We start from the raw sequence: 22,004 nt of genomic DNA, 5'->3' as shown, positions 1-22,004 counted from the left end.
TTGTCACCTTTGCCAAATTTTCCTATCTTAGGAATATAAAACCTTAATAATGGGGTAGGTTTTTTTGTCTTTTTAAAACACTAATTAAGGATATCGTATGCAATATAAAGCACCGCTTCGTGATATGAAATTTGTCATGCATGAATTACTAAAATTTGAAGATCACTACAAAACCATTCCTAGCTATGCCCATACGGATAAAGAAACGATTGATAGTTTCATAGAAGCAGGTGCAAGCTTCTCTGAAGCAGAATTGTCACCCCTTAACCGTTCAGGCGATGAAGAAGGCTGTCGTTTTGAAAATGGTAATGTATATACGCCAAAAGGCTTTAAAGAAGCTTATAAACAATACTGTGAATTAGGCTTTCCTTCTTTATGTGCCGATGAAGAATTTGGCGGTCAAGGCATGCCATTATCATTGGGTTCAGCGGTCAGTGAAATGGTAGGTACGGCTAACTGGTCTTTCTCAATGTACCCAGGTCTATCTGAAGGTGCTATCCGTACGCTAGAACACCACGGTACCGATGAACAAAAACAAAAATATTTATTGAAACTCGTCAGCGGTGAGTGGACAGGTACCATGTGTCTGACCGAAGCACATGCAGGTTCTGATTTAGGTATTACCCGCACCAAAGCTGAACCCAATGAAGACGGTTCATACGCTATCACCGGTCAAAAAATCTTTATCTCAGCCGGCGAACACGACATGGCAGACAACATTGTCCATATCGTACTAGCGCGTTTACCGGGTGCGCCAGCAGGTACCAAAGGTATCTCATTGTTCATCGTACCAAAATTCAATGTCAACGAAGATGGCTCTATCGGTGAGCGTAACACCGTTACCTGTGGTTCGATTGAACACAAAATGGGTATTAAAGCCTCTGCAACTGCGGTACTAAACTTTGATAAAGCCAAAGGTTACTTGATTGGACCTGAAAACAAAGGTCTAAACTGTATGTTTACCTTTATGAATACCGCCCGTATTGGTACTGCGATTCAAGGTCTCACTGCGGCGGAATTGGCTTTCCAAGGTGGCTTAAGCTACGCCAAAGATCGTCTTGCGATGCGCGCATTAAGCGGTGCAAAAGCGCCAGAACAAGTGGCTGACCCAATCATCGTCCATCCAGCAGTGCGTAACATGGTATTAACTTGTAAAGCGTTTGCAGAAGGTGGCCGTGCCCTCGTCTACTATCTATCACAATTCTCTGATGTGGTAACTAAAGGTGAAGGCGAATCACAAGCTTACGCTGACCAAATGTTGTCTTTTTTAACCCCAATTGCTAAAGCCTTCTTAACTGAAACAGGTTATGAAGCAGCCAATCACGGTGTGCAAGTGTATGGTGGTCACGGCTTTATCCGTGAATGGGGCATGGAACAAAACGTACGTGATACGCGTATTGCTTGTATATACGAAGGTACCACTGAAATCCAGTCACTCGACTTGTTAGGTCGTAAAGTATTGGGTTCACAAGGTAAAATGCTAGCTAACTTTAGCAAAGTCATTTATCAATTCTGTGAAGAAAACAAAGACAACGATGCGATGGGTGAATTTATTCGTCCACTGGCACGTCTGAATAAAGAATGGGGCGATTTGACTGCTCGCATTGGTATGCAGGCTACTGAAAACCCTGATGCAGTGGGTGCAGCGGCGGTTGACTACATGTACTATAGTGGCTACATCACCCTAGCTTACCTATGGGCTCGTATGGCGTTAGTCGCTCAGCAAGCGCTCCAAGGCGACACCACTGAGACCAAATTCTATCAAGCCAAAATCAAAACCGCTCAGTTCTACTTTGCAAAACTATTGCCTCGCACCTTAACTTACGTCAAACGTATTGATACAGGTCTCGAGCCATACATGAGCATGGACGTTGACGAATTCCAATTCTAATTTTTTGCTAAGCTATCTAGTGTAGTAATAAAATTATGATAGAATCATTGATAGTATAATTTTTTATTCAATCCTTAGGTAGCAAAAGCTATTTAAGGATTTGTCTCATTTCGAATTACGAGCTAACCCATAAAAGGAAATAATATGCCTATTTATAATGCGCCAATTCAAGACATGAAATTCATTTTAAATGATGTATTCAATGCATCTGATTTTTGGCAAAAAAATGAACAGTTAGCCCATGTTGACAGTGATACGGTCAATATGATTTTAGAAGAAATGTCAAAATTTGCTAAAAATACGTTACTGCCCATCAACCGCTCGGGTGATGAAGAAGCGGCACAATATCTGGGTGAAGGCAAAGTAAAAACCCCAACTGGTTTTAAAGCAGCATTTGACGAATATGCACAAGGCGGCTGGATTGGTTTGGGCGGCGATCCAAATCATGGCGGTCAAGGCATGCCAAAAATGGTGACTATGCTCGCTGAAGAGATGGTATTTACCGCCAACCAATCATTTGCGCTCTATCCAAACCTATCGGGTGGTGCGTGCATGTGTATCTACAACGCAGGCTCTGAAGAACAAAAACAAACCTACCTAGAAAAAATCTACTCAGGTGAATGGACAGGTACGATGTGTTTGACCGAACCGCACGCAGGTACGGATTTGGGTATCATCAAAACCAAAGCCGTGCCAAACGAAGACGGTAGCTACAATATTACAGGTACCAAAATCTTTATCACCGCAGGTGAACATGACTTAGCGGACAACATCATCCATTTGGTATTGGCAAAAACCCCCGATGCCCCAGCAGGCTCTAAAGGGATTTCATTGTTTATCGTACCCAAATTCCATGTGAATGCGGATGGCTCATTGGGCGAGCGTAACGCGGTAAGCTGCGGCTCTATCGAGCATAAAATGGGTATCAAAGCATCAGCGACTTGCGTCATGAACTTTGATGGTGCCAAAGGCTTTATGGTAGGCGCAGAAAATACCGGTCTTGCGTCCATGTTTATCATGATGAACTATGAGCGTTTGACGATGGGGTTACAAGGTATCGGTGGCGCTGAGTTAGCGTATCAAAACGCCACAGCTTATACCCTTGACCGTATCCAAGGCCGCGCCGATAGCGGTATCCAAGAACCAAACAAAGCCGCTGACCCAATCGTATTTCATGCCGACGTTCGCCGTATGCTGTTAAATGCCAAAACCATCAGTGAAGCCTCACGCTGCTTTGCAATGTATGTCGCCAAACAGCTTGATACCAACAAATATACCGATGATGCCGAAGCAAAAAAAGCCGCTGATGACCGCGTCGCTCTTTTGACGCCAGTTGCTAAAGCATTCTTAACAGACCGTGGTCTTGAAGCGTCAATTGATGCACAGCAATGCTTTGGTGGTCATGGCTATATCCGTGAATGGGGAATGGAACAAATCGTACGTGACACCCGTATCTCGCAAATTTATGAAGGGACCAATGGTATCCAATCACTTGACTTGTTGGGTCGTAAAGTGGTGAAAAACGGCGGTGCGTTTGTGACAACGTATGTGCAAGAAATGCGTGATTTTGCCAATAACATGAAAGCAGACCATGCCATCAAACAAGCAATTTTAACATCAGCGGATAAACTTGAAGACGTAACCAAAGCGGTGGTAGCGGCGGCAGCGGTCAACAAAGACGAAATCAATGGCTGTGCGGTTGATTATTTACAAGCCTTTGGTTATGTCAGCTTTGCTTATATGTTTGGCTTGATGGTTGAAGCGGCAAATGGCAAAGAAGGCGATTTCTATGCCAATAAAGCAAAATTAGCAGACTACTATGTCGGTCGTATGTTGCCACGCTTAGATGCGCATATTGCGATGGTAAAAGCAACGAGCCAACCCATCACAGCGTTTGACCGCGATTATTTTGCGGCAACCATTGCTTAATCCCTACTTAAACATAAAAAAATCGGCCACTTGAGCCGATTTTTTTATGAATTAACATGTTAGCGAAGCATATCGTCATCGTCATCTGCCAACGATTCATCTTCATCAAAATCGAAGTCTTCATATTCAAAATCCGCTGAGTCGTTTTCTTCAACGACAGCAACACACTCTTCATATAATTCAAAAATATATTCTTTGATATCACTTTCTTGCTGGTGTTTATTTGGCGTGAGTTTGGCTTCTTCTTCATAGATGAATTTTGCCAAATTTAGCGCGACATAGTTATTACTTAGTTCAATCATGGTGTTATCCTTCTTATGTGCGGTATTATTATTTTAAAACGATAGCGTCAGTGCATCGTTAGTATGACATATTCAAAAATAGAAAGCTTAAAGCAGTTGTAAGCTCGTGTAAAATTTGAGCGATTAACAATTTTTCGCCATAAAATATAAAACCCACCGAAGTGGGTCTATATGACTGCTTATTGCTTATCGTTTGCCGTTTACGCTTTGGGCAAGGTCACACCCATTTGACCTTGGTACTTACCACCACGGTCTTTGTAGGAAGTTTCGCACACATCATCAGCATCACTTTGGAAAAATAGCATTTGCGCCACGCCCTCACCGGCATAGATACGCGCCGGTAAGTTGGTGGTATTACTAAACTCTAAGGTCACATGCCCTTCCCATTCTGGCTCAAGCGGTGTGACATTGACAATAATACCGCAGCGCGCATAGGTAGATTTTCCCAAACAAATGGTCAATACATCGCGGGGAATACGAAAATACTCGACAGTACGAGCCAAGGCAAATGAGTTGGGCGGGATGATACATTCATCGCCCACGATATCAATAAAGCTACGCTCATCAAAGTTTTTTGGGTCAACGATGGCAGAATGGACATTGGTAAATACTTTAAATTCGCGCGCGCAGCGCACATCATAACCATAGCTTGAGGTGCCGTAGCTGACCAATTTTTGTCCCTGCTCGCCCACACGTACTTGACCTGCTTCAAATGGCTCAATCATGCCATGCTCTTGTGCCATTTGGCGTATCCAGCGGTCGGATTTGATCGACATTTTGTTTCCTCAAATTTCAAATTTAGGCAGAATTATACTGTAATTTGCTACACATAGGCGAAAAAAAACGGCTTTCGAGTGAGAGCCGTTTTTTTTGGTGAGAAAATTAACTCATACGCAATTTATCAAAGGTCAATTTATCTTGGGCATCGACATCCACTTTGATGGTATCACCCGCCACAAACTCACCCGATAACAATTTGACTGATAGCGGATTTTCGATTTCTTGCTGGATGGCGCGTTTTAGCGGTCTTGCACCATACACAGGGTCATAACCCACAGCGACCAATTGAGTCATGGCTTCATCTGACAATACAATATCCATGTCGCGCTCTTGAAGACGTTTGCGTAAGCGTGACAGTTGAATATCTGCAATACCCGCCATTTGCTCTTGCCCAAGTGGATGGAACACCACGATTTCATCAATACGGTTGACAAACTCTGGGCGGAAATGCTGATTGACTGAATTCATCACTGCCGCTTTGATTTCTTCATAGCTATCGCCTGCCATCTCTTGGATTTTATGCGAACCAAGGTTTGAAGTCATGATAATGACAGTGTTTTTAAAATCCACAACACGACCTTGACTGTCGGTCAAGCGACCATCGTCTAGCACTTGCAGTAGGATATTAAACACATCAGGATGCGCTTTTTCTACTTCATCAAACAATACCACACTGTAAGGTCGACGGCGTACCGCTTCGGTCAATACCCCACCTTCTTCATAACCCACGTAGCCTGGGGGTGCGCCGACAAGACGGCTGACACTGTGTTTTTCCATAAATTCAGACATATCAATACGAATCATGGCATTTTCATCATCAAACAAGAAACTTGCCAACGCTTTGGTCAATTCAGTTTTACCCACCCCTGTCGGACCTAGGAACAAGAACGAACCGCTAGGACGATTGGGGTCAGACAGCCCTGCACGACTACGGCGCACCGCATTGGCGACTGCTTGTACTGCTTCATCTTGACCGACTACGCGCTCATGCAGTTTTTCTTCCATATGCAGCATTTTTTCACGTTCGCCTTGCATCATTTTTGCAACAGGGATGCCTGTTGCAGCGGCAACGACTTCAGCGATTTCGTTCTCGGTGACTTTGTTACGTAGCAGTTTGACGCTTGGCGCTTGCCCTGCTTGCTCTTTTTGCTCAGCCAAGTCAGAGTCTTTAATACGTTTTTCCAGTTGTGGAATGGTTTCGTATTGCAGTTTTGACATGGTCTCGTAGTCACCTTCACGCTGGGCTTTTTCATAGGCGATACGCGCCTTATCAAGCTCGTCTTTGAGCTGTTGGCTACCTTTAACAAGGGCTTTTTCTGCTTGCCAAATTTCGTTTAAATCTGCGTATTCTTTTTCAAGCTCGCTGATTTGGGTGTCCAGCAGTTTTAGCTGGGATTTTGCGCCTTCGTCATCTTCATGTTTTAAGGTTTCACGTTGCATTTTAAGCTGAATCAAACGGCTTTCTAATTTGCCCAAGGCTTCTGGTTTACTATCAAGTTCCATTTTTAGACGGCTAGCTGCTTCATCCAACAAATCAATGGCTTTGTCGGGCAATTTGCGGTCGGTGATGTAGCGATGGCTCATCTGCGCGGCGGCAATAATCGCACTGTCTTGGATATCAACCCCGTGATGGAGTTCATAGCGCTCTTTTAAACCGCGCAAAATGGCAATGGTATCTTCCACCGTAGGCTCATCAACCAATACTTTTTGAAAACGACGCTCAAGGGCGGCATCTTTTTCGATATATTGGCGGTATTCATCAAGGGTAGTCGCGCCCACGCAGTGCAGCTCGCCACGCGCTAACGCAGGTTTGAGCATATTACCCGCATCCATCGCGCCATCGGCTTTACCCGCACCGACCATGGTATGAATTTCATCAATAAATAAAATAACTTGCCCTTCGCTTTTTGCTAGGTCATTAAGTACCGCTTTTAGGCGTTCTTCAAACTCACCACGGAATTTTGCCCCCGCAATCAGTGCCCCCAAGTCAAGCGACAATACGCGTTTGTTGCGCAAGCCTTCTGGCACGTCACCATTGACGATTTTTTGTGCCAATCCTTCAACAATCGCAGTTTTACCTACACCCGGCTCACCGATGAGCACGGGGTTGTTTTTGGTACGGCGTGACAACACTTGAATGGTACGGCGGATTTCGTCATCACGCCCAATCACGGGATCAAGTTTGCCCGATTCGGCACGTGCTGTTAAATCGATGGTATATTTGTTTAAGGCATCACGTTGGTCTTCGCTATTTTGTGTATCCACTTTATCACCCCCACGAATAAAATTAATAACTTGTCTTAGTTTTGGCTCATTGACCCCTGCTTTTGCAAGCAGTTTTGCAGTGTCGCCCGTCTCTGCTAGGGCAACCAGCACCCAATCGGTAGATAAAAACTGATCGCCCGCTTTTTGCGCATGACGTTCGGCTAGATTTAAAATCTTAGCCGTATTTGGGCTGAGGTTGACATCACCTGTGGGTGTGCCAATCACCGCTTGGTTGTTTAGCGATTGTTGCACGTCTGTTTTTAACTGACTTAAGTTTGCGCCTGCTTGTTCATACACATTGGCATTACTCGGTTCATTGAGTAGCACTGACAACAAATGAATCGGCTCAATCGCGGTATGATCACGAGTGACAGCGAGCGTTTGTGCCTGCTGAACTGCGTTTTGTAAGGCATTGGTAAATTTATCAAATTGCATTATTATTTTTCCTTTTAGCTTTTAACTAATTAGCTTTGAACTAAAATTGATATGGTGTTTTGATAAATCGTTTCAATATCCACCTTTAAAATTTTTTAATTGTCAATGGTTATTTTCTTTATCATGGGATGTAGGTTTGTTTTCAATCCTCACTTGGATCAATAGCTTGCAAAATTTATCGTGTTACCTATTAAAAATTGACAATAAAAATGTAGATAAAGTCATAAACCAATAAATTTTGGCTTATCGTATAACTTCCAAGGGGATACACCTAATCAGTTTTACTGACTGAGTTTTTTTGTTGGCTGATATGCGTTTCCTTTTAATAGTTAATAGCAAATTAGTAGCGTAGGAGCACTTTGGTTTTTTATTAGCCACCTTGACCGTATTTTTTAAAAAATTACGTGAACTAAAGTTTAAGCTATAGCTAAAAATTGATACTAAAATTTTATGGACGATAATTAAAATTATATAATATTTTCAATGGTTTATTGTAAGGCAGCTTACATTATATTAACCTATCTACTACATGAATAGACAACAACCGTGCCTGGCGCATGTTACTCTGCAAAACATCAAATGATAACGCCAAATAACATATCATATTAGTTCAGTGGCGCTGCTTTATTTGGTCAAATAACAGTCAAAAAACAACAACAGCAAAACAATAACTAGGAGTCATACCCATGCGCGCATTAACCTATCACGGTGCCAAAGATGTTCGAGTCGACAATGTTCCCGACCCACAGTTACAAGCCAAAGATGATATTATCTTAAAAGTTACTGCTACCGCCATTTGTGGCTCGGATTTACATTTATACCGTGGCAAAATCCCTGCGACCGAAGAAGGCGATATTTTTGGTCATGAATTTATGGGGGTTGTCGAAGAAGTGGGCGCTGACGTCACGGCGGTAAAAAAAGGCGATCGCGTGGTGATACCCTTTGTAATTGCCTGTGGTAGCTGCTTTTTTTGTCAAAATGATTTGATGGCAGCCTGTGAGACCACCAATGAAGGTCCTGGCGCGGCGATGAACAAAAAGCTAATTCCGCCACCTTCGGCATTGTTCGGTTTTAGTCATTTATATGGCGGTGTGCCCGGTGGACAAGCAGAATATGTGCGTGTGCCAAAAGCCAATTTTGGTCCTTTTAAAGTCCCAGGTTCATTGCCTGATGAGAAAGTTTTGTTCTTATCGGATATTTTGCCGACTGCATGGCAAGCGGTGACGAATGCCAATGTCACCAAAGGTTCGACTTTGGCTATCTATGGTGCAGGACCTGTGGGTTTGCTATCAGCCGCCTGTGCCAAAATGTTAGGTGCTGCACAAATATTTATCGTTGACCACAATGACTATCGCCTGCAATACGCACAAGATACGTATGGCGCGATTCCTGTCAATTTTGATAAAGTTGATGCCGCAGAAGCCATTATTGAGCAAACTGCGGGGCATCGTGGTGTCGATGCGGTGATTGATGCCGTTGGTTTCGAAGCAAAAGGTAGCATAGTTGAAACCGTATTAACCACGCTCAAGCTTGAAGGCTCAAGTGGCGCGGCATTACGTCAGTGTATGGCAGCGGTACGCCGTGGTGGTACAGTCAGTATTCCTGGGGTGTACGCAGGTCCGATTCATGGTTTCTTGATGGGTGATGCGTTTGACAAAGGGTTAACCTTTAAAATGGGTCAAACTCATGTACATAAATACTTGCCACAACTGCTTGAGCATATTGAAAATGGGGATTTATCGCCTGAAGCGATTATTACCCATCGTATGAATCTATCGGATGCGGCAAAAGGTTATGAAATCTTTGAAAAACGTGAAGAAGAGTGTCGAAAAGTGATTTTGACGCCGTAATTTTACCTCGTCATGGATAGATTTGGAATGATAAAAATATAAGATGAGTGTGAGTCACCTTCATACCCTGATTAATCATTCAGTCACTAGCCCCTCACAACTTTTAGCTAATAATTTAGCCAAAGTTGTGCAAGGGGTTTCTGGTTTGTTACTACTATTAGATATTGATGGGACACTGAGTGAATTTCACCCCGATCCCCAGCAAAGTTTTATCAGCAATGATAATTTAGCAATTTTAGCGCAGTTACAAAATCATATACCCATTTGGCTAGTAACGGGGCGTTCAGTTGCCGACGCTAGACGTTTGACAGCGCCGTTAAAACTGCCGGTGATTGGTAGTCATGGTTTGCAATGCGATACGCTAATCGATAGCTATTCTTTGGTGGACATCGATTTAGCGCAGCTACAACAACTTAATCAAAGCGTCATTAACGCCACTGGTAATCATCCACACTGGCGCATTGAGCAAAAACCTTTTGGTGTGGCACTGCATTTTCGTGAGCATCCCGAACTTGCCGATAACGCTTTAACTATCATGCAAGGTATTGGGCATGATTTTAATGATTGGCAACTTAAAGCAGGCAAATGTGTGTATGAGCTATTGCCGCAAGGTGTCGATAAAGGCAGTGCCATTAACCATGTTTTAAACCACTATCACCCTCATTGCCGTCCGATATTTATCGGTGATGATGTGACCGATGAAGCAGGATTTATTGCTGTACAAAGTTATGGTGATACATCAAATAAGAAAGGTAGTGATATTAAAGGAATTGGTGTCAAAGTCGGTTATGAACCTACCCATGCCCATTATTATGTGAGCGACGTCTCAGCGGTTACCGCATTACTTCAAGGATTATTGACCCTATGTCAAAGTTGATTGTGTTATCGAATCGGGTTAATTTACCTAATAAACAGTCACCTAAAGCCGTGGCAGGCGGGTTGGCAGTAGCGCTTCAAGAAGCCCTTGCCAAAGATGGCGGTATTTGGGTCGGTTGGAACGGTCAAGTAGTGACAAATATCAGCGATATGCCCGATACTGTCAATCAATTTGCGACTGAGCAGCATGATAAAGTCACCTATGTCACGACGGCTTTTTCACCCATGCAATATGAAAAGTATTATTGTGGTTACGCCAATAATCGACTTTGGGCGGGGATGCATGACCGCACGGATTTAATTGTATCAAGTAGTGAAGATTTTAGCGTTTATCAAGCTGTCAATCGTATGTTTGCCAAACAACTACAGCAAATCGCGCAGCCTGACGATATGATTTGGATACAAGATTATCATTTTTTTGCGGTAGCAAGGCATTGCCGTGACTTAGGCATGAAACAGCGCATTGGCTTTTTTTTGCATATTCCATTTCCCCAGTTATGGGTGTGGGATTTTTTGACTTATGGTCAAACGTTAATCCAGCAATTACTCGATTATGATGTGGTTGGATTACAAACCCAACAAGACGCTCAAAATTGTGTCGCGGTGGTTGAGCAGCTACTCCCCCACGCCATCCAAATTACGCAAACAAATGGGCGTACGCTGATTCGCCATGGCAATCATACCACCTTAATAAAAGCCTATCCGATTGGTATCAATCCTGTCTATATTCATAAGCTTGCCAGTCAACCGCTGTCCGACCAAGCTGTGTTAAAAAATCTCACTTCAACCATCACCACGATTTTAGCGGCGGAACGATTGGATTACACCAAAGGTATTCCCGAACGCTTACAAGCTTTTGCCGCCTTTTTGCAGCGTTATCCGCAATATCTTGAACAGATTCAGCTCTATCAAATTGCTTGCCCGTCCCGTCTTGATATTCAGACTTATCAACAGTTACGACAACAAGTACACACCCTAGTTGAGCAAATTAATAGCCAATTTGCTACTGCCAGTTGGCAACCGATTATCTATCAAGAAGACCCTGTTAGTCATGACAATTTAATGCCGTTATTTAGGCAATGCCAAATTTGTTGGGTTAACTCGCTAAAAGACGGCATGAATTTGGTGGCAAAAGAATATATTGCTGCACAGGATGAACAAAACGCAGGGATTTTGATTTTGTCTAAAAATGCGGGGGCAGCGCACCAACTTCAGCAAGCTATCTTGGTAGACCCTACGAACAACGACAGCATGATAGAGGGCTTACACCAAGCATTGACCATGACCAAACAACAACGGGAACAACGTCACCAATCGCTACTACAGGGCATTTATGAGACCGATATTGACACGTGGCGAGCGCATTTTTTGGCAGATTTGACCCACATGGACAAAACCAAATAAGTCAATAAAGCAGATAATAAAATAGACAACAAAACAGCCAATGAGAAACTCACAATGACACCAGTGTTGGATCATGCTTTACCTACCGACTATCACCAATCGGACTTGAGTAAATTAATCACCACTATTTTGCAAGACTTTCGCAGAACGGTTGATACATCACCTAAACTAAGTGATGCCGCTTATGTCACACAATTAAAGCAAACTTTGTCGCAGTTGGTGCTTTTGTCCGCTCAAATTGCCTTGCCCGCAAACGGTAATACTTTACAGCGCTGGCAAGTATTGGCACAGGTTGCCGCTTGTGATTTGAACTTGGTCAAATTTTTTGAGTCGCATCTTGATGCGTTGGCGATTTTGGCAGAATTGGGCGTGGACGATATCGCTGAAGGCCTATGGGCCGTATGGGCAGCAGAAGGTGGTAATGACCCACTGCGTTTTGATGGCGAAACATGCACGGGACAAAAACTGTGGTGTTCGGGTGCAACCTTTGTCGATCATGGCTTGGTTAGTTTCCGAGATGCCCAAAATAACGCCCAATTGCTGATGTTAGCCATGAACCAACCGCAAGTGACCATTGATGACAGCGGTTGGTATGCGGTAGGTATGCCCTACACGGCGACAGCCACCCTCCATCTAAAAGGCGCTAACGCCACCCAAGTCATATCAAATGCGATTGCCAAAGGTAGCAGCCCTTATCTCGACCGCCCAGGATTTTGGCAGGGTGCGGCAGGGGTAGCGGCTTGTTGGTATGGCGCGGCAGCGCAGTTGGCACAGTTTTTATTGGACAGTTATCAGCAAAAACCCCAAGCCTTTAAAGCACTTTATCTTGGCGAAGTGTCGCAAGCACTCAGTGTCACCCAAGCGTACTTTCATCAAGTTGCGCAATTAATCGATAGTGAGCCTAGCCAAAGTCATGCACTCGCCATCCGTATCTTAAGAGCGCAAGTGGAGACTACCGCCATGCTAGTGCTTGAAAAAGTTGGTAAAGCCTTGGGCGCAACGCCTTATTGCAAAAACGCCCATTTTGCACGGCTAGCGGCAGATTTATCGGTATTTATCCGTCAAACCCATGGCGCATTTGACAGTGAAGCGATTGGCAAATTGACTGCCGAACAGCTAGGCGATTCACAAGGGGCATTATGGCAACTGTAGATTCTAAGCCCGCCCCACTGCATCCGATTGTGGGTGACCGTTTAATTGCTGGCGACGGCACATCTGCACAAGACTGGCAAGCGTGGCAAGGGTTAGACAGTCTCACCAGACTCGATATATCGACCCATTTTCCCAAACATCGGCGTGTGTGTATTTTTGCGCCGCACCCAGATGATGAGATTTTGGGCTGTGGTGGGCTGCTGCAAGCGTTGGTGGCTCAAGGTAATCAAATATTGATTGTTAGTGTCACCCACGGCGAGAAAAGCCACCCTAACTCACCGCTGTATCCGACCGACAAACTGGCAAAAATCCGAGCACTTGAAAGCCAGCTTGCGCTTGAAACGTTGGGTAGCAGTTTGGATTTGCCCAATGTGTCGATGACGAGCTTAAATTTTCCTGATGGCGAAGTTTTTGGGCAGCAAGCAGATTTTTTTGATAAGTTAACATCGCTGATTCAGCCCGATGATATTTTAATCACCCCATTTGCGTACGATGGTCATCCCGACCACGAAGGTACAGGGCAAGTGGTACAGCGTTTTGCCCATGAGTTTAAAAGTCGCTTAAATTTAACCTGCTATCAAGTGCTGATTTGGGCATGGCATTGGGCAAAACCTGGCGATAGCCGTATTCCCTGGCACAAGGTATGGCGATTTGATTTAAGCGAATTGCAGACGCAGCGAAAAAGTTATGCCATGCGCTGTTTTAGCAGTCAAATCTATGCTGACCCAACAACGGGAACAGCGCCTATTTTGTCAGATACCACGTTAACTAGGCTTAGCCAACCGTTTGAGGTATATCTTCATGACTGATGTGTCAGCGTATTTTGCCCAAATTTATGCCGATAGTAGCGACCCTTGGCAATATGAAAAACGCTGGTATGAAGTACGAAAACGCGCGATTTGCTTGTCATTATTACCCTACCCACATTTTGCCAAGGCGATTGAACTAGGCTGTAGCAATGGGGTATTTAGTGAGCAGTTAGCCCAGCGCTGCGATGATTTGCGGTGTGTGGATGGGCAGGTTGAGGCAGTCAAACTTGCCAGTGAGCGTCTGCAAAACCAGGCGCATGTGCAAGTTGTGCAAGGCTTGATACCGCAGGATTTGCCGAGTGAGCGATTTGATTTGATTGTAGTCAGTGAGATTTTATATTACTTGGCGCCTGACGCACTAACCGAAGTCATCGCTTGGCTCAACACTGCATTGACAGACAATGGCGTGATTTTAGCCTGTCATTGGCGCTATCCGATTGACGGGTTTCAACTGACAGGCGAAAGAGTCCACGACAATTTGCAACAACAGCTGCACTACCGTCAGCAAAGCCATGTAATTGACCAAGATTTTTTGTTGACCATTTGGCAAGCTAATCCCCAAAGCCTTGCCGAGCAAGAAAATCTCGTGGAATAACTGAGAAAAACATCATGGCAAATACTCCAGTCACACAGCGGCGACCCAAGAAAATCGGCATAGTCATCCCTGCCCATAATGAAGCCGATAGCATCAGCGCGTGTTTGGATGCGATAAAACAGGCGATTGCTCAGCTATCAAGCGACATAGCGGTACAAACGGTGGTCGTGCTAGATAGCTGTGATGATGATACCTTATCAAAAGTACAAAACGCCCACGTAGACTGGCTGTGCTGTGAGTTTCGCTGTGTGGGTAAAGTCAGGGATTTGGGCGTGCGCTACTTGATTGAACAGGGGGCTGAGTGGATTGCTTGCACCGATGCCGATAGTATGGTTGAAGCTGATTGGTTAATGGCACAAATCAAACATCTAAGAGCCGAATCCACAACTATGCCCACAGCTATGATATGTGGCGTAGTGAGCATCGATTGTTGGGATGCATTGTCAGAGAGTACCAAACAGCAATATCTCGCCCATTATCAAGATTGTATGAATCATCGCCATATTCATGGGGCAAATTTGAGCTTTGCCAGTCAAGATTATTTGGCGGTGGGTGGTTTTGATGAATTAACTTGCCATGAAGATGTGGGTTTGGTGAAAAAATTTGAGCAAGCCAATTTACCCATTATTTGGAGTAATTTGGTACGTGTGGTGACTAGCAGTCGCCTTAATGCCCGTGCTGACGAAGGGTTTGCCCATTTTTTAAGGGACTTAGAAAATCAGCCTTCGGCTTAAATGAGAATCAGCTTTTGAATGAAATAAAGGTAAAAAGTTGGGTTTAACACAGTTCACTTACAAAACTATTGTGATATTCCTTGCTATCTGCCGGTATTACTATATACTGGACAACAGCTAGAAAGCAGTCAGAAGTTTCAATCGCATTACATTAAGTCTATTCTAAGTTCGTTTCCATTACGCTTGTGTCCTAGATTTTAAGTCAATCGTGTATCAAAACTGCCGCAATTCTTTCATACTGAATAGAATCGTGTTGTGGCTTAGTTCCAGCTTTAGGGTCAGATGACCACTTTTAAAATCTATCTAATCAAGGACAATCTTATGTCAAATACTGTAAACGGCACCGTAAAATGGTTTAACGAATCAAAAGGCTTTGGCTTTATCGAACAAGACAATGGCGGCAAAGACGTTTTCGCACATTATAGCCAAATCGCAAGCTCAGGTTTCAAAACCTTAGCGGAAGGTCAACGCGTATCTTTCGTTGTGACCCAAGGTCAAAAAGGCGACCAAGCTAGCAATATCGTTGCTATCTAAGATTAACTAAGCTTAAGGTTAGCTAAGCCTACTATCGTAAATGGTCTGATAACGCGTGGCGTGAATAACGCTGCATTGATTGATTAGCCATTTGCATAGATATCAGAAAATAGATATCAAAAAAGCGCTTATTTATTATAAGCGCTTTTTTTGTGTTTTGTGCTCACCCAACTCTTTGGCTGACTCGGCCGATAATTTGTGGGCTGCTGTGTGCGGTTAAAAAAGGTTATTGTGCATCCACTTTACGTTTTTTTTGTAGTTTGCGCTGTAGTGTGCGCCGGTGCATTTTTAGTACCCTCGCGGCTTCACTGATATTGCCTTGGCATTCATCTAATACTTGGTGGATGTATTCCCATTCGTGATGTTCAAGTGACAAACGTTCATCTGTGGCACTACCGATTGACTTTGTAGGGGCTACTACGATGTCCAATACTTTATAGATTTCATCCAGACTACACGGCTTAGGCAAATAATGATACGCGCCCAATTTGACCGCACTGACGGCGGTCGCAATGCTGGCATAGCCAGTAAGCATTAAAATTTTGGCGGTGGGGGTAATAGCGAGTAATGGCTCAATCAGATGAATGCCGTTGTCATCACCGATATTGAGATCCAATATAATAAACTTGGGTAACTGCTCCTTTGCCAGTTGTAGCGCGCTATCGGCATTGCTGGCAGTCAATACCTGATTGCCCTGTTTTTCCAACGACTTTTTTAAGATACGGCAAAACACCTCATCGTCATCAATGATAAGCCATGTCTCTGCTAACAGGGGTGGGTGTTGCAATCTAGTCTCCTACAACAAACTGGCGGGCGTATGGATCACTGGTAACGTTATCTTCACGCACGTACCTGAATCATTTAACCTTTTTTGCAGGGGTGAATTTTGCTTATTGGTCAGCTCAAGGTGTCCGCCAACATATTCTATAACTGTTTTGGCAATCGTCAAGCCAAGCCCTAAGCCATGATCAGATTCGATAGCAGTTTGGTGTTGAATATGCTGTACCATGCTACTGTCGATACCCTGCCCGTTGTCTTCAATTATAATCATCACGTTTTGAGCAAGCTGTACGCTAATACCAAGCCTTGTGGCTTGTGCCTGCATGGCATTATTGAGCGTATTCATCACAATAGAATACAGCTGTTCTTCACTCAAGGGCACAACTATCGGTTGTGGTGGTACATTAAGCAATACTTTAACATGGGGGTTGATAAATTGCCAATCATTGACGACTTTGGGGAGTAGCGTTGGTAAATTTGATGACGTTACCCATGCCAATGGCTCTGATTGCGCTGGCGGGAGCGCATTGGATTGGATATGGGATTTGAGCTTGTGCAGCGATTGGCGGCAGACGTCGATTTGTGACTGTAACAGTTTAATGTCATCCAACAGTTCGTCGTCTTCCTCTAATTGCTGGGCAATATCATCGCTCAGTAATTGCATCGACGCAATCGGCGTGCTCATCTCATGGGCGATATTGGCCGCAAGACTACTGATGGCAAGCAACCGACGTTGTTGGTGAATGGCTTGCTGCGCTTGCTCAAGCGCCTGATAACTGCGGCTCATCGCCTGTTTAAAATAAACCGTTAAGGCGGTTAACATGATTGCCGCAAAAATAAAAACCCCAAACATACCCAGTAAATGGAGTTTTTGACCCACCGCATGATCATGGTGGTTAAGGGTCAGCGGCACATAACAATACCATAACAGCGTATATAGCCCAACTGACAGCATTGACAAGCCGATGATGTGCACGGTGCTCATCACCATAGACGCCACGGCAATCACCGTCAAAAACAAGGTAATCAACGGATTGGCCGCCCCACCCGAATAATAAATAAAGGCTGACCACGCCAGTAAATCCCCGATAAACCCCGCCATTGTGACCCAAGAGTGTTGGGGATTAAATTGTCGAATAACCATTAAGCGTTTAGTCAGTTCAACGCTTATCCCATAAATAATGGTAATCGTGAGCAGATGATTGATTTGCTGTTTGGCAACGCCCCATTGGTCGGCACAAATCATGGCGGCGACCATAATAGCTAACCAGGTATAGCGAGCAATCATGGGGGCTTTTGCGACGTTCTTGATGGCTTGATGCATGGGCAAACTTTTGACGAACCATAAAACAAGATTTTAGCATGAAGCAGCCGCACTTTGAGCGAACTTTGAGCGAATTAACGTGTCAAAAGTAAATCAATGGCTAGTCAATACTAGGATAACTACAAATGCACCAAAAGTTTTCTCCTTAAACCCTATGGATGATGGCATAATTTTTTTAATGTTAATTTTTAAAACTTTAAAGTGTGCTTATTTGCTGATTCAGTTACAATCAGATAAAGGCTCACTTTATGTTTGTAATCAAAAATTTATTTGAGTGCCAACTCACAGCTATCTTTGACGCTTTATAAATAGATGAGAAATGTACCATGGTCAATTTTCCTCAAAGTGCTAAGAATTTAACCGTTACCCTATTAATCAGCAGCCTGCTGTTGCTTGGCTGTCAAAAAATGAATGCCAAAGAAAACGCTGGCTCTGCGCGTGCTACTAGCAAAGCGGATTTATTGCCGACTGATACGTTAGCGACCTTACAAGGTTTGAGCCAAATTAACCCAAAATTAGGTAAAATGGGTCGTCATGTGATCGATCCCAACAAGCCAACTGTGGTGAAATTTTGGGCAAGCTGGTGCCCGCTGTGTTTGGCAACGCTCCAAGAAAGCGACGCATGGGCACGGCAGTATCCCAATATGAATGTCGTCAGCGTGGTCAGTCCAGGTCATTTGAGTGAAAAATCCCCGCAAGATTTTCAAACTTGGTACACAGTGCTTACTAAAGACTATGCTAACCTACCGGTGCTTATGGATAACTATGGCAAGCTGATTAAACAATTTGGCGTGCAAGTCTATCCCAGTTTTGCGATTTTAGATAAACAAGGCAATTTATTAAAACTGGTCAAAGGCAATCTTACCCCAGCACAAATACAAGCCTTATCAGACAATGCTAGCAACGACTTTGCAGAACTCAAAGCCATGAATCAAGCAAAAAATCCGCCTAGCCAGTCTGACCAAGCTGATGAGCAGGCTAATAACCAAACTAGCAAGCAAGCCGCTAGCATCAAAGCTTTAGCACCGATTAACCATAACGGTGTGTATTATCAAGCAGATGGTAAAACCCCGATTCGCACGCATACTATCTATCTGGCGGGTGGCTGTTTTTGGGGGCTAGAGGCCTATATGGAGCGCGTGGATGGCGTGGTCGATGCGATATCGGGTTATGCCAATGGCAATAGCGCGAACCCGAGCTATGAGCAGGTGATAGCAGGCTCAGGGCACGCAGAAACCGTCAAAGTTATTTATGATATCGATCAAACCAATCTTGAGACCCTCTTGGCGTACTACGTGCGGGTGATTGACCCGACCAGTCTCAATAAACAAGGCAATGACCGCGGGGCGCAATATCGTACCGGCATTTATTATACCGATGCCAATGATAAGCCAATCATTGATAAAACCCTTGCCGATTTGGCAAAAAAATATCCGCAAAAAATTGTGGTAGAAAATAAACCCTTGGCGAATTTTTATGACGCAGAAAATTATCACCAAGATTATCTGAGCAAAAATCCCAATGGCTACTGCCATATTGATATTAGCCTTGCTAATCAAAAAATCCCCGTTATCAAAGCCTTAGCGCCTGCCACGACGGTCACCGAGGCGCTCAATCCTACCCGCTATCAAAACTACGATAAAAATGCAAAAAGTCGGTTGACTCAAGCGCAGTATGACGTCACCCAAAACGCAGCTACAGAGCGCGCCTTTAGCCATCAATATGACCATTTGTTTGCTAAAGGTTTATATGTGGATATCGTCAGTGGCGAGCCGTTGTTTTTATCCACGGATAAATATGATTCGGGTTGCGGTTGGCCGAGTTTTACCAAACCCATTAGCGCAAACGTCATTACCACCTCTACCGATAGCAGTTTTAACATGACACGAACGGAAGTGCGCTCACGGGTCGCCAACTCACATTTGGGGCATGTGTTTGATGATGGTCCCAAGGATAAAGGCGGATTACGCTACTGTATCAATGGCGATGCGCTACAATTTATCGCTTTGGCAGACATGCAAGCGGCAGGCTATGGCGCACTTATGCCATTGGTCAAATAGCCAGTCAACTAGGCGGCACGTTGACTGGTATCGATATCAAAACGCTTTGACAAGCCATCAGCTGCCAAGGCGTTTTTGATTATGCTGAGACTTTAAATTTTTTTAAAAATGCGCTTATAAAAATTTGGTCATCACCCTGAGCGGCAATATTTTCATACCAATCCCAATCGGCAGCCAAGGCCATGCCGGGACAAAGGCTTCATCCACTTTGGCTTCAATTGCTTCGACAATTGCTTCGACGCCCTCTTCTTCTGTGCTTTCAAACGGCAAATATTTGGCACCGATATTAAGCTCAGTACGGATATAACCGGGATAAATCGTGGTGACGGTAATCGGACGTTTTTCCTGCATCATATCAGCGCGAATGCCTTCGGCTAAATTTGCCAGTCCCGCTTTGGCAGCGGCATAGGTGGTAAGATGACGGGGCAAACCACGAACCGCTGACATACTTGAGATGACCACCAACTGACCGCTGTTTTGCTGGCGAAAAATCTTCATCGCCGCCTCACACTGGGCAATCGCTGCGATAAAATTGACTTCCGCGGTATGGCGATTGGTCTCAAAGCGTCCATGACCAATGACGCGGCTATCGCCCACCCCTGCATTGACGATAATTTTATCAATGGTTTTCCCTCGGGTTTTGCAGTCACTCACAAAGCTATCAAATACCGTAAAAATCTGCTTATAATCGGTGACGTCCAAAGTTTTGACAGAGACTTTGACAGGATACTTGCTTTCAATGTCTTGCTTTAACGCATTTAATCGCTTTTCTCGTCTGGCACAAATTGCCAAATCATAGCCTAGATAAGCAAAACGGCGTGCCATCATCGCGCCAATCCCTGAACTAGCACCGGTAATCAATACGGTTTTGCCTTGACCGATACCTTTTAGCTCAGCTAATGAGCGGCGATTGACCAGTTTTTTCATCACAAATTGACCGTATTTATCAATTTTTTGTAGCGCGTTTTCAAGTTTTTTCATCGTTTAGTTGCCTGTACCACTCAGTTATCGTAACAATAAATAAAAAATCATCAAAGAGTCGCTGATTTTATCATTACGACCCTTGTTTAGCCTACTGCAAATATCGCTATAGGCGTTAAATGCCTCACATGAAAAACTATAGGTACAGTATAGGTGCATGGTTAATGATGACTGACACCCTTTAGCCCTTCATACTGATTAGCCTTCTAAACTCATTATTTTTATAACAGCCTTCTACTCGGTGATGTCAAATCTGTCGCCAAAAGCAAATGTAAAGCCTGGCAATGTACTATATTAAGATGCTCTATATTAGGACGCCCTATATCAAGACACCCAATGTGAAGACAATAAAAAACCCAAATCAGCGCAAAGTCTCATTTGGGTTGTTTTAGAAATTTTTGGGTTATGCCAAACCATTGACCCAGGTCAGTGGAGCGTTTCTCATCCAATCACTCATCAGTGCCCACGGTTGTTCAGGGACACACGCTTCATCAGGCTCGCCTTCAATCGCGATTGCCAATGCTTTGGTGCCGATTTCTTCACTCACTTCAAAGGGTAACGGTTTAGCGCCTTCGTTAATCTCAGTGCGTATATACCCTGGATATATCGTTGACACTTTAATCGGTAACTCAGATAGCAGCATATCGGCGCGAATCCCTTCAGCAAGCTGTGCAATCGCTGATTTACTTGCCGCGTACACGGACATGTGTTTTGGCAGACCACGGAACGCCGACATGCTTGAGATAACCACTAAATGACCGCTATTTTGGGCGCGAAAAATTTCCATCGCCGCTTCACACTGGGCAAGACCTGAGATAAAATTGATTTCGGCAGTTTTGCGATTAATCTCAAAATTACCCTTACCAATCCGGCGACCCTCACCGACCCCTGCATTGATGATGATACGATCAAGCCTGCCAAACTCTTGGGCAAATTCATGAAACACTTTAAAAACCTGATTATAATCAGTCACATCGAGCGCCTTGACACTGACTTTAATCGTCGGATTATCCGCTAATAAGTTGGCTTTGAGTTGCTCTAGGCGGTCGGTGCGGCGCGCACAAATTGCCAGGTTATAGCCCATGCGAGCAAAATGGGTCGCCATGCCTGCCCCCAGCCCCGAGCTTGCGCCAGTAATCAAAATGGTTTTACCCTTGCCCACTTGGTTATCTATAAAACCAGATAAGTCAGTGTTCGGGGGTGTCATTGTGGTTTGAACTTGCTGCAGTAATTCCGGTAGTGTTTGCATTATTTCATCCTTAATTATTTGTTAAATTTTTTTAAACGTTAAACTGCTAAGCTA

The 22,004-nt window shown here is 44.2% G+C and carries 18 protein-coding genes; 11 read left to right on the top strand and 7 right to left on the bottom strand.

The window, feature by feature from the left end:
* Positions 1-97 precede the first annotated feature (97 nt).
* Together H9W84_RS04480 and H9W84_RS04475 are read left to right on the top strand one after the other, a co-directional pair.
* Entirely contained in the window at positions 98-1,891 is a 1,794-nt protein-coding gene (locus tag H9W84_RS04480) for an acyl-CoA dehydrogenase C-terminal domain-containing protein (protein WP_239741928.1), read from the top strand.
* Between the two features lie 144 nt (positions 1,892-2,035).
* Positions 2,036-3,820 carry an acyl-CoA dehydrogenase C-terminal domain-containing protein gene (locus H9W84_RS04475; protein ID WP_239741925.1) on the top strand — a complete coding sequence of 595 codons (1,785 nt, stop codon included), beginning with the start codon at positions 2,036-2,038 and terminating at the stop codon, positions 3,818-3,820.
* Positions 3,821-3,879: 59 nt separating this feature from the next.
* On the opposite strand, the gene H9W84_RS04470 is transcribed toward H9W84_RS04475, so the two are convergent.
* From H9W84_RS04470 to clpB, 3 genes are all read right to left on the bottom strand, one after another.
* Positions 3,880-4,122 carry a hypothetical protein gene (locus H9W84_RS04470; protein ID WP_050324225.1) on the bottom strand — a complete coding sequence of 81 codons (243 nt, stop codon included), beginning with the start codon at positions 4,120-4,122 and terminating at the stop codon, positions 3,880-3,882.
* A 200-nt stretch (positions 4,123-4,322) separates the two neighbouring features.
* Entirely contained in the window at positions 4,323-4,898 is a 576-nt protein-coding gene (gene dcd / locus H9W84_RS04465) for a dCTP deaminase (RefSeq protein WP_007116249.1), read from the bottom strand.
* Between the two features lie 106 nt (positions 4,899-5,004).
* Entirely contained in the window at positions 5,005-7,602 is a 2,598-nt protein-coding gene (gene clpB / locus H9W84_RS04460; protein WP_239741922.1) for an ATP-dependent chaperone ClpB, read from the bottom strand.
* 686 nt (positions 7,603-8,288) lie between these two features.
* On the opposite strand from clpB, the gene H9W84_RS04455 reads away from it, so the two are divergent.
* The 8 genes from H9W84_RS04455 to H9W84_RS04420 all read left to right on the top strand — a co-directional run bounded on the left by H9W84_RS04455 (position 8,289) and on the right by H9W84_RS04420 (position 15,556).
* The gene (locus H9W84_RS04455; RefSeq protein WP_239741921.1) at positions 8,289-9,452 is read left to right on the top strand and encodes a zinc-dependent alcohol dehydrogenase; all 1,164 of its coding nucleotides are present in this window, start codon (positions 8,289-8,291) and stop codon (positions 9,450-9,452) included.
* Between the two features lie 145 nt (positions 9,453-9,597).
* On the top strand, positions 9,598-10,329 hold the full coding sequence (otsB, locus tag H9W84_RS04450; RefSeq protein WP_239741919.1) for a trehalose-phosphatase: 732 nt from the start codon (positions 9,598-9,600) through the stop codon (positions 10,327-10,329).
* Complete coding sequence (locus H9W84_RS04445) at positions 10,317-11,732, top strand: alpha,alpha-trehalose-phosphate synthase (UDP-forming) (protein ID WP_239741917.1); 1,416 nt, start codon at positions 10,317-10,319, stop codon at positions 11,730-11,732. The genes otsB and H9W84_RS04445 overlap by 13 nt, the downstream gene beginning before the upstream one ends.
* 54 nt (positions 11,733-11,786) lie before the next feature.
* Positions 11,787-12,884 carry an acyl-CoA dehydrogenase family protein gene (locus H9W84_RS04440; RefSeq protein ID WP_239741914.1) on the top strand — a complete coding sequence of 366 codons (1,098 nt, stop codon included), beginning with the start codon at positions 11,787-11,789 and terminating at the stop codon, positions 12,882-12,884.
* On the top strand, positions 12,872-13,693 hold the full coding sequence (locus H9W84_RS04435) for a PIG-L deacetylase family protein (protein WP_239741912.1): 822 nt from the start codon (positions 12,872-12,874) through the stop codon (positions 13,691-13,693). Before H9W84_RS04440 ends, H9W84_RS04435 begins: the two co-directional genes overlap by 13 nt.
* Positions 13,686-14,288, top strand: a complete 603-nt coding sequence (locus tag H9W84_RS04430; protein WP_239741910.1) for a class I SAM-dependent DNA methyltransferase — start codon at positions 13,686-13,688, stop codon at positions 14,286-14,288. Before H9W84_RS04435 ends, H9W84_RS04430 begins: the two co-directional genes overlap by 8 nt.
* 14 nt (positions 14,289-14,302) lie before the next feature.
* Positions 14,303-15,022 carry a glycosyltransferase family 2 protein gene (locus H9W84_RS04425; RefSeq protein WP_239741909.1) on the top strand — a complete coding sequence of 240 codons (720 nt, stop codon included), beginning with the start codon at positions 14,303-14,305 and terminating at the stop codon, positions 15,020-15,022.
* Between the two features lie 321 nt (positions 15,023-15,343).
* The gene (locus H9W84_RS04420) at positions 15,344-15,556 is read left to right on the top strand and encodes a cold-shock protein (protein ID WP_050324216.1); all 213 of its coding nucleotides are present in this window, start codon (positions 15,344-15,346) and stop codon (positions 15,554-15,556) included.
* Between the two features lie 226 nt (positions 15,557-15,782).
* Here the strand turns inward: H9W84_RS04420 and H9W84_RS04415 are convergent, their stop codons facing one another.
* Positions 15,783-16,343 carry a response regulator transcription factor gene (locus H9W84_RS04415; RefSeq protein ID WP_239741906.1) on the bottom strand — a complete coding sequence of 187 codons (561 nt, stop codon included), beginning with the start codon at positions 16,341-16,343 and terminating at the stop codon, positions 15,783-15,785.
* Positions 16,344-16,352: 9 nt separating this feature from the next.
* A complete protein-coding gene (locus tag H9W84_RS04410; protein ID WP_239741905.1) occupies positions 16,353-17,660 on the bottom strand; it encodes a sensor histidine kinase in 1,308 nt (435 codons plus the stop codon).
* A gap of 326 nt (positions 17,661-17,986) precedes the next feature.
* On the opposite strand from H9W84_RS04410, the gene msrAB reads away from it, so the two are divergent.
* A complete protein-coding gene (gene msrAB, locus H9W84_RS04405; protein WP_239741904.1) occupies positions 17,987-19,720 on the top strand; it encodes a bifunctional peptide-methionine (S)-S-oxide reductase MsrA/peptide-methionine (R)-S-oxide reductase MsrB in 1,734 nt (577 codons plus the stop codon).
* Positions 19,721-19,834: 114 nt separating this feature from the next.
* On the opposite strand, the gene H9W84_RS04400 is transcribed toward msrAB, so the two are convergent.
* Complete coding sequence (locus H9W84_RS04400; RefSeq protein WP_239743656.1) at positions 19,835-20,647, bottom strand: SDR family oxidoreductase; 813 nt, start codon at positions 20,645-20,647, stop codon at positions 19,835-19,837.
* 457 nt (positions 20,648-21,104) lie between these two features.
* Positions 21,105-21,908, bottom strand: a complete 804-nt coding sequence (locus H9W84_RS04395) for an SDR family oxidoreductase (protein ID WP_239743654.1) — start codon at positions 21,906-21,908, stop codon at positions 21,105-21,107.
* Positions 21,909-22,004: the final 96 nt, after the last annotated feature.

The sequence above is a fragment of the Moraxella tetraodonis genome (genome assembly GCF_022359095.1).
GTDB classification, from domain to species: Bacteria; Pseudomonadota; Gammaproteobacteria; order Pseudomonadales; family Moraxellaceae; genus Faucicola; species Faucicola tetraodonis.
This window is presented reverse-complemented; position numbering and strand designations above follow the sequence as displayed.